This is a genomic window from Lysobacter antibioticus (assembly GCF_000731095.1).
Classification (GTDB): domain Bacteria; phylum Pseudomonadota; class Gammaproteobacteria; order Xanthomonadales; family Xanthomonadaceae; genus Lysobacter; species Lysobacter antibioticus_B.
Genome location: NZ_JMTZ01000119.1, coordinates 1 through 7,476 on the forward strand (window position 1 = coordinate 1; position 7,476 = coordinate 7,476).

The following is a 7,476-nucleotide window of genomic DNA, read 5'->3' on the forward strand; positions in this document are numbered from 1 at the left end:
ATGAAAAACGGCGCGCATCCCTGCGCGCCGCCCTCCGGGTCTTCTATTGCCTTCGCAAGTGTGAGACGGCGCACGGAAAGAGCAAAAGCGGAAAGGCTAGGCAGATCATCGGCAGTGACACGGCCGTCGTGAGACCGTCGCGGCGCGGTCGCGGCTTGTGACCGAAGGAAATCGAGTAGGGCGCCGCTCCTACCCTAAGGCCCCCTTCGATAGGCGACGTCGGCACTGGTGTCTCTGCGCGTCCCTTGGTCGCGACTGACGTCGCTCCTACGGGGACAGATACAGGGGCAGAACCGCGGTACTGGTGCCGCCCAAACACGAACGCCCCCGTTTCCGGAGGCGTTCGCGCAAAAAACCGCGGAATCAAGCAGCGATCAACGCATCCAGCCCGACAGCTCCTTCTTGCTCAAGCGGCCGTTATTGTCGACATCGACCGCGCGGAACTCCGCGGTCAGGGTTGCGTTGCTGCGCGCCTCCGCACGGCTGATGTTGCCGTCGTGATTGCCGTCGAGCGCATCGAAATCGATCTTGTACTCGCCGATCACCGAATTCGGCGGGCTCGAGGTGATGGTGACCTGCGGCTGCACCGGCACGGCCGGGGCGGGGGCCGGCATCGGTTGCGGCACCGGATCGGTCTGCTGCACCGCTTCGGCGGTCGCCGCGGCGGCAGCCTGCGCCACCGTGGTCGCGTCGGTCGCGGCCGAACTCGCCACGCGTGCCGCATCGCCGGCGGCGCGCGCTTCGATCGCGGCACCGGTGGGGTTGCTGCCGGCGGTCGCCGCGGCCTGCGCCGAACGCGCCGCTTCGGCCGCGATGGTGGCCTGGCGCGCGGCCGACTGGGCCTCGATCGCCGATTGCTTGGCCTGGTAGGCGGTGGCTTCCGCGGTCAATGCCCCGCGTTCGCTCAAGGAGCCTTCGTTGCGGGTCGCGGCAGCGGCTTGCGCTGCGGCCTGCGCGGTCGCGGCGTCCTCGCGCGCGGTGCGTGCTTCGCCTGCGGCCATCTCGGCCTTCTCGACCGCATCGTGTTTGGATTCGACCTTGGTGGCGATCTGCGCCACGGCAGCGCCGCTGGCGCCGAGTGCGGCGATCAGCGCCAGGCCGATCAGGGTGTGCGGGTGGGTCGCGTGCTGTTTCATCGCTGTAACCTCGCGTGGGGACACCGCGACGCTAGACCCGGGCCGGTCAAGTCGATGTAAAACGGCGAAACCCCACCTGAATGAACGCGGCTCGAAGCGTGAATGCCGGGTGTCCGTCACGCCGCAGACGATGTGCGGTCGCGAGATGCTCGAGTCATCGCCAAGGCCGGGTGGCCCTGGCGTGGCGGATCACTTCGGCGTCGCGAACACCGTGATCTCTTCGCGGTCGTGATACAGCTGGCGCGCACGCACGACCATCGGGCGATGGGTCTGGTACTCGAACGCTTCCAGGCAGGTCTTGGTTTCTTCCCAGCGCTTCTTCATCGGCAGCTTGAGATTGAAGATCGCCTGCTTGCACCAGCCCTCGCGGAACCAGGTCGCCATGCGTTCGGCCACGCGCGCGGGCTGTTCGACCATGTCGCAGACCATCCAGTCGAGCTTGCGCTTGGGCTGCCAGGAGAAACCGTCCGCGCGCAGATGGTCGACGCGGCCGCTGTCGAGCAGGGCCTGGCGCAGCGGGCCGTTGTCGACCGAGGTCACCATCATGCCGTTGCGCATCAGCACCCAGGTCCAACCGCCGGGAGCGGCGCCGAGGTCGGCGGCTTGCATGTTGTCGCGGACCAGGCGCTCGCGTTCGTCGGCGTCGAGGAAGGTCAGCAGCGCTTCTTCGAGTTTGAGCGCGGAGCGGCTCGGCGCATCCGGATGCATGCGCAGGCGCGGGATGCCGAGTGGCCACGGCGAGCTGTCGCCGGGCTCGGACATCGCCAGCATGGCGTGATCGCCGGCGAGGAAGGCGACGTGCAGGCGCGGGCGCCGCGCATCGTCGGCCTTGCTGAGCCAGCCGGCCTTGCGCAGCGCCGGGCGCAGGGCGTTGCCGAAGCTGCGCGCCAGGCCGGCGAGCGGCTTGTGCTCGTCGGAGTCGGGGTGCTCGACCACCAACTCGCCGAACATGGAAACGTTGAGGCCGCTGCCGCCCTGCGCATCGAGCGCGGCCAGCATCGGGGTGATGCGGTCGGCCGGATCGAGGCCGCGCAGATCGGCCAGGCGCACCAGCTTCTGGCGCGCGAAGATCAGCGACGACCACGGCAGTGCGCGCGACAACGCTTTCGCGTCCTCGACGATGAACTCGACATAGCCGCTGTTGCGCTCGGTGCGCGCGTAGCCGGGGTGGCCGGCGCGCGCGGCGCGTTCGTTCAATTCGCCGGCGAGCTCGGGTTCGAAACCGGCGCGGCACCAACACAGCAGGGCGTTATCGGTCATCGTGGGAACTCGTTGTCTTCAGGGGTAGGAGCGGCGCGAGCCGCGACCAACCGAAGCGATGAACGCAAGGGCTTTTGCCCAAGCCCGATCGGTCGGGCTCTTTGCCACGCAACGGCGAGGCATCATCGATATTCGGGTGGATCTGTTTTCGTACACCGCTCGGGTTGGTCGCGGCTGGCGCCGCTCCCACAAAAGCTGGATCGGATCAGTACGCGACGCCGCTCTCGCCATAACGGCGCAGCACGTCGCAGGCGGCGTCGCGTTGCAGGTCGCGGCGCACGGCAATGCCGCGGCGTTCCAGTTCGCCGATCCAGTCCGCCGGCAGCGGGCCTTCGTCGAACTCGGTCAGCTGCATCACGTCTTCCGAGCGCGCGCCGATCAGCAAGGTGTCGATGCCGGCCCAGAAGCTGGCGCCGTAGCACATGCAGCAGGGCTGCGCCGAGGTCGCCAGGGTCATCGGGCCGATCTCGTTGAGACGGAACACGCTCAGCGCGGCCTGCGCGCACATGAAGGCCATCATTTCGGCGTGCGCGACCGAACAGCTTTGCGGCACCACGCGATTGACGCCGACCCCGACCACCAGGCCGTTGCCGTCGAACACCGCGGCGCCGAACGGCCCGCCGCTGCCCATCTCGATGTTGTGCCGCGACAGTTCGACCGCCAGCGCGACCTTGTCCTCGTCGCTGAGGTAGGCGCGCTTGCGGTCGACGACTTCGTCGATCCACGCCGGCAGCGCCAGCATCACCGTCTTGGTCAGCAGGTTGGGGATCTTGGGGCTCATGCCTGCGCGGCCCAGGTGTCGCGCAGGGTCACGCTGCGGTTGAACACCGGCCGTTCCGGGGTGTGGTCGTAGCGGTCGGCGACGAAATAGCCGACGCGCTCGAACTGGAACGCCTGCTCGCGCTCGGCGGTGGCCGCCGACGGTTCGACGTAGCCGGTCACGGCGCGGCGCGAATTCGGGTTGAGGTGATCCTGGTAGGTCTTGCCGTCGCTGTCGTCGTCGGGTGCGGCGACGTCGAACAGACGGTCGTACAGACGCACTTCGGCGGCGACGGCGTGACGCGCGCTGACCCAGTGGATCGTGCCCTTGATCTTGCGGTCGGCGCCGGCCATGCCCGGACGCGATTCCGGGTCCAGCGTGCCGCGCAGCTCGACGATTTCGCCGGCCTCGTTCTTGATCACCTCGTCGCAGCGCAGGATGCCGGCGCCGCGCAAACGCACTTCGCCGCCCGGAATCAGCCGCTTGAAGCCCTTCGGCGGCACTTCCTCGAAGTCCTCGCGTTCGATCCAGAGCTGGTTCGAGAACGGCACCTGGCGCGCGCCGAAGCGCTCGTCCTTCGGGTGGTTGGAGAAGTGCAGCGATTCTTCGTGGTCGTCGCCGAGGTTGCTGATGACCAGCTTGAGCGGGTCGAGCACGGCCATGCGGCGCGCCGCGGCGGCGTCGAGGTCTTCGCGCAGGCAACCTTCGAGCACCGAGTAGTCGATGGTCGAGTTCTGCTTGCTCACGCCCAGGCGATCGGCGAACAGGCGCAGCGAGGCCGGGGTGTAGCCGCGGCGGCGGATGCCCTGCAGGGTCGGCATGCGCGGGTCGTTCCAGCCGTCGACCAGGCCTTCCTGCACCAGCACCATGAGCTTGCGCTTGCTCATCACGGTGTAGTTGAGGTTGGCGCGCGAGAACTCGATCTGGCGCGGGATCGCCGCCTCGTTGGGCAGGCCTCGGGCGAGCAACGGCGCCAGCAGCTCCGGCGAATTCGGCAGGTCGACGCGGCCCACGCACCAGTCGTAGAGCGGGCGGTGATCCTCGAACTCGAGCGTGCACAGCGAGTGGGTGATGCCTTCGCAGGAGTCGCTGAGCGAGTGGGCGAAGTCGTACATCGGATAGATCGGCCAGGCGTCGCCGGTGTTCTGGTGGGCCACCTTTTTGATCCGGTACAGCGCCGGGTCGCGCAGGTTGATGTTGCCCGAGGCCATGTCGATCTTCGCGCGCAGGGTGCGCGCGCCGTCGGCGAACTCGCCGGCGCGCATGCGCTGGAACAGGTCCAGGTTTTCCTCGACGCTGCGCTCGCGGTACGGCGAATTGCGGCCCGGCTCGTTGAGGTTGCCGCGGTAGGCGCGGACTTCCTCGGCGCTGAGGTCGCAGACGAAGGCGTCGCCCTGGCGGATCAGTTTCTGCGCGGCGAGATAGAACACCTCGAAATAATCCGAAGCGTGACGCAGCTCGGCCCACTCGTAGCCCAGCCAGCGCACGTCTTCCTGGATCGCGGCGACGTACTCGGGGTCTTCCTTGGCCGGGTTGGTGTCGTCGAAGCGCAGGTTGCAGCGCCCGCCGAACTCGTTGGCGACGCCGAAATCCAGGCAGATCGCCTTGGCATGGCCGATGTGCAGATAGCCGTTGGGCTCGGGCGGGAAGCGGGTCCGGATCGCCTGGTGCTTGCCGCTGGCCAGGTCCTCGCGGACGATCTGGCGGACGAAGTCCTGCTTGACCGCGGCCGTAGCGGCGGAGTCGGTCGGAGATTCGGGAGCGGTGCGGGCGGGATCGGCGGACATGCGTCACGGCAAAGGCTAGGAAGGTCGTGAAGTTTAGCCTTTGGCGGCGATCCCTGCCTTGGCGGCGCTCTTCCGTCGTGCCGGAGCCGCGGTCCGGCGGCTTGCACGGGGCCGGTGTCAGGGGTCGGCGGGCTTTGCCGGGCGTGCCTGGAACGCTGCGTCTGCGCGCCGTTCATGGGTCAAGCCGGCCACTCCGGCGTATGCTGGCCGCAGACCCGCGAGGCCGTTGCGCCGAAGGACAGCGACGATGAAAGTCGTCTATGAAGCCGCCCATCTGATCGATGCCCATCTGGTCCGGCATGCGCTGGAAGCGGCCGGCATTCCGGTGTTCATGAAGGGCGAGGCCTTGCTCGGCGGCCTCGGCGAGCTGCCGTTCGGTCCGGTCCAGGTCTGCGTGCCCGAGGCTGCCTGGCCGGAAGCGCGCGAGGTGGTCGATGCGCTCTCGCTGGGCGAACCGCCATCGCCCGCCGCCGACTCGGTCGAGTCCGACCCGATCGGGGCGATGCCGCCGCCAGGCTGGCTTCCGGCCTGAGCCCGGGGCGCGACGCCCGCACCGTCGCGAGGTCCGCGACCGCCCCGGCGGGACCGGGCCACGGTCGTCAGGCCCGCTGCCTGACGCCGCTGTCTTCTCTCTCTCATCGAGCCCTGCGGCGCGTCCGGTCGAATGCCGGTCGCCGGCGCAGGGCCTCCGGATCGCTCCGACGGCGTTCCGGCTCTCATGGAGTTCCGATCGTGCATTCCGCTTCGTTCCTGCTTGTCTCGCGGGGGCGCTCATGAGCGCCTCGTCCTCCACCGCGACCCTGCGGACGCCCCTGGTCGAGATGCTGATCGGCGCTTCGGTCATCAGCAGCTCGGCGGTGTTCGTGCGTTGGGTCGAGATCGGCCCGGCCGCATCGGCGTTCTGGCGCATGGCGCTGGCCGGGGTGATCCTGTTGATGCTGCTCGGCCAGCCGTGGCGACGCGATCGTATGCGCCATTGGCGCCCCGACGGACGCACGCTGGGGCTGGTGATGTTCGGCGCGGCCTTCCTGGCGCTGGACCTGTGGCTCTGGCATCGCAGCATTCTCTATGTCGGTGTCGGCCTGTCGACCTTGCTCGCCAACTTCCAGGTGTTCGTGCTCGCCGGCGTCGGCGCGCTGGTGTTCGGCGAACGCGCCGGCTGGCGCCTGTGGGTGGGGCTGTTGATGGGCCTGGTCGGCCTGGCGCTGTTGCTCGCGCCGGGGTGGGAGCACGTCGACGAGCGTTTCCGTCTCGGCGTGTTCTACGGCCTCGGCACCGCGCTGGCCTATGGCGTGTTCCTGCTGGCCTTCCGTGCCGCACAGGCGCGCCGCCAGCAGACGCCGAACGAAGCCCTGCAGTGGTGGCTGTGCCTCGGCAGCGCGGCGATGCTCGGCGTGTCGGTGCCGTTCGGCGGCGAAAACCTGATCCCCACCAGCGCCCACGACTGGCTGATCCTGTTCGCCTATGCCGCGATCGCGCAGGTGTTGGGTTGGCTGGTGATCGGCCGCGCCATGCCGCAGCTGCCCGCGGGCATCGTCGGCCTGTGCCTGTTGTTGCAGCCGCTGCTGGCTTACGTGTGGGACGTGCTGCTGTTCCACAAACATCTGGGCGGCATGGAACTGCTCGGCATCGGTCTGTCCCTGGCGGGTATCTTCCTGGGCCTGCTGCGGGGCGACCAGCCGCTGTTCACGGTGCGCCGCGGCGATGCCGCCTGAGCCGCGCTTCCACCCTTCCATTGTCTGCTGCAAGGTAAGCGCATGAACGAATCCCAGAACACCCTCGGCGCCCTGATCCGCGCGGTCGCCGATTTTCCCAAGCCGGGCGTGACCTTCCGCGACATCACCCCGCTGCTGGCCGATGCCGGCGGTTTCGCGCGCTGCATCGATGCCCTGGCCGAGCCCTGGCAGGGCAGCGGCGTGCAAGCCGTGTGCGGCATCGAATCGCGCGGTTTCATCTTCGGCGCCGCCCTGGCGCAAAAGCTGCACGCCGGCTTCGTGCCCGTGCGCAAGCCGGGCAAACTGCCGCCGCCGCTGATCGCGGTCGAATACGAACTCGAATACGGCCGCGACCAGTTGCAGGTGCGCAGCGACGCCCTGAAACCCGGCGAACGCACCCTGCTGGTCGACGACGTCCTGGCGACCGGCGGCACCCTGGCGGCTGCACGCGAGCTGGTCGAGCGTCTGGACGCGGTGTTGGTGGGTGCGAGCGTGCTGATCGAGCTGGATGCCTTACGCGGTCGCGAGCGTTGGCGGGGCGATACGCCGGTGCATGCGTTGTTGCATTACTGAGGGATGGCGGCTTCGTCGCATGTCGCAGCGGTTAATGGCTTAGGCGAATGACGAGGCAATCGGGAACCCGCGCGGTCGCGGTTTGCGCCGCTCCTACCCAAGAGCGGCGATGATCGCGGTTGTGAGGATTCTGCCGTTGCTGTTGCCTTTGCCTTTGCCTTTGCCTTTGCTGTGCGCCGATTCGCACTCGCGAAGGCAATAGAAGACCCGGAGGGCGGCCCGCAGGGATGCGGGCCGTTTTTCAT

7 protein-coding genes are annotated in these 7,476 nt (G+C 68.4%); 3 read left to right on the top strand and 4 right to left on the bottom strand.

Annotated elements, in window-relative coordinates; genetic code table 11:
* Positions 1-374: 374 nt before the first annotated feature.
* The 4 genes from EX88_RS27250 to EX88_RS0121995 all read right to left on the bottom strand — a co-directional run bounded on the left by EX88_RS27250 (position 375) and on the right by EX88_RS0121995 (position 4,943).
* The gene (locus EX88_RS27250; protein ID WP_235186398.1) at positions 375-1,136 is read right to left on the bottom strand and encodes a hypothetical protein; all 762 of its coding nucleotides are present in this window, start codon (positions 1,134-1,136) and stop codon (positions 375-377) included.
* Between the two features lie 189 nt (positions 1,137-1,325).
* Positions 1,326-2,396: a 23S rRNA (cytidine(2498)-2'-O)-methyltransferase RlmM gene (gene rlmM / locus EX88_RS0121985; RefSeq protein WP_031374129.1), complete on the bottom strand. Its 1,071-nt coding sequence runs from the start codon at positions 2,394-2,396 to the stop codon at positions 1,326-1,328.
* Positions 2,397-2,601: 205 nt separating this feature from the next.
* Positions 2,602-3,156, bottom strand: a complete 555-nt coding sequence (locus EX88_RS0121990) for a nucleoside deaminase (RefSeq protein ID WP_031374130.1) — start codon at positions 3,154-3,156, stop codon at positions 2,602-2,604.
* Between the two features lie 17 nt (positions 3,157-3,173).
* Entirely contained in the window at positions 3,174-4,943 is a 1,770-nt protein-coding gene (locus tag EX88_RS0121995) for a glutamine--tRNA ligase/YqeY domain fusion protein (RefSeq protein ID WP_031374131.1), read from the bottom strand.
* 247 nt (positions 4,944-5,190) lie between these two features.
* Here EX88_RS0121995 and EX88_RS0122000 point away from each other — a divergent pair, with 247 nt between their 5' ends.
* The 3 genes from EX88_RS0122000 (at position 5,191) to EX88_RS0122010 (ending at position 7,231) form a co-directional block, all read left to right on the top strand.
* Positions 5,191-5,475, top strand: a complete 285-nt coding sequence (locus EX88_RS0122000) for a DUF2007 domain-containing protein (protein ID WP_031374132.1) — start codon at positions 5,191-5,193, stop codon at positions 5,473-5,475.
* A 241-nt stretch (positions 5,476-5,716) separates the two neighbouring features.
* Entirely contained in the window at positions 5,717-6,658 is a 942-nt protein-coding gene (locus EX88_RS0122005; protein ID WP_051885427.1) for a DMT family transporter, read from the top strand.
* A gap of 42 nt (positions 6,659-6,700) precedes the next feature.
* On the top strand, positions 6,701-7,231 hold the full coding sequence (locus EX88_RS0122010) for an adenine phosphoribosyltransferase (protein ID WP_031374134.1): 531 nt from the start codon (positions 6,701-6,703) through the stop codon (positions 7,229-7,231).
* Positions 7,232-7,476 lie beyond the last annotated feature (245 nt).